The organism is Endozoicomonas ascidiicola (assembly GCF_001646945.1).
GTDB lineage: Bacteria > Pseudomonadota > Gammaproteobacteria > Pseudomonadales > Endozoicomonadaceae > Endozoicomonas > Endozoicomonas ascidiicola.
The window spans coordinates 325,881-327,095 of the sequence record NZ_LUTV01000004.1 but is presented as its reverse complement, the minus strand read 5'-3'; the positions used below and the strand labels follow the sequence as shown (position 1 = coordinate 327,095).

The 1,215-nt window shown below is 40.7% G+C and carries 2 protein-coding genes; both read left to right on the top strand.

All coding sequences use genetic code 11. The annotated features are described in order from the left end of the window. Nucleotides 1-307: 307 nt before the first annotated feature. Complete coding sequence (locus AKL11_RS12055; protein WP_157673532.1) at nt 308-604, top strand: hypothetical protein; 297 nt, start codon at nt 308-310, stop codon at nt 602-604. A 298-nt stretch (nt 605-902) separates the two neighbouring features. Next, nucleotides 903-1,215, top strand: a 313-nt coding sequence (locus AKL11_RS25660) for a C2H2-type zinc finger protein (protein WP_216636799.1), incomplete at its 3' end; no start/stop codon positions are given.

Here is a 1,215-nt window from a genome sequence, read left to right as displayed (position 1 = left end):
CGCTACCGCCTGCCAGCTTGGGAAAAACAAACAGTAAACGGCGATTTTTACGCTGGCATAAAAGAAGGAATAAACGACCAAACTCTCACGCCAGCTTGCAAAACGAAGCTTACCGATTTCTTCTGAACTTTTCGATAGAACTGGACAAAAAAACTACCAACGCTGAAATACTCTCAGGTTTGCAATTCTGGTAGAAACACAGCAGCTAACCCAGAGCTTAACAGCCGCAGCGTAGCGGAGGTCTGGTGAACGAAGTGAACGAATTAGAGCGGCTTGTTATGTTGCTGGGGGATGAGGAACTAACCATATGTATATAAAAAATAGTGTGTTGGCTTTGTGCGAAAGCATACCCAGATTTATCCCGTCACGAATGCCTTCAACGTATTTTCGTGATGAGCTTCGTGGGTTCGGTCAAAGCCGAAGTGACATGCGTGAACAGTACAAGAAAGCAACAGAAGATCAATTGTACTCAGTAGCGTTTCTTTACTTGGTTAAAGCAATGGATGGTGTGGAGTTATTAACTTGTTATTCTTTGCCGGAATTGGAAATGATAAAACGGGTTATTGATGTAGCAGACAGGGCAAAACTGGATTTAGCAACATAACCCAAAAATGTGCGGCGCAGCGAAGCGGAGTCCGGTGCGCAGCACGAACCCGATTTTATTGTTAGGCAGCACGATAAAGTATTACCGATACTAAGATGCGACTATGAGTGTCACCGTATAATTGAACCAATAAACGAATGTCCGTCTAAAATTTTCGGCCAACGAGCGAAAGCTAATCATGCAAAATATTTCTACACAGAATACAYCTAAAATACAGAAGTCTCTCGAATGGATTGTAAGTGAACWAAAGAACAAAGTAGAACAAAAAGAAATTAGTTCAACTTTTGACAGCAGAKTAGTGTCTATTCAGAGTGAGCCATTAGACCTTTCAATATCACGAAAAACAGTTATTACCGATACAGGAGCATATTTCAAACAGCAGGAATCTATTACAAGTRAATTAGAGGATCGCAATGTTGGTGTGATTTTCAACCAGCAAACATCGAAGCCAGTCTCAATTAAGAGAAAACATAAGTGCATATTTTGCGAAAAATCATTTTCTGATAAATCTAATTTAAAATCACACGTCCGAACCCATACCGGCGAGAAGCCCTATCATTGCACTGAAATTGGTTGCGGAAAATCATTTTCTCAGAACGGTAATTTAACCA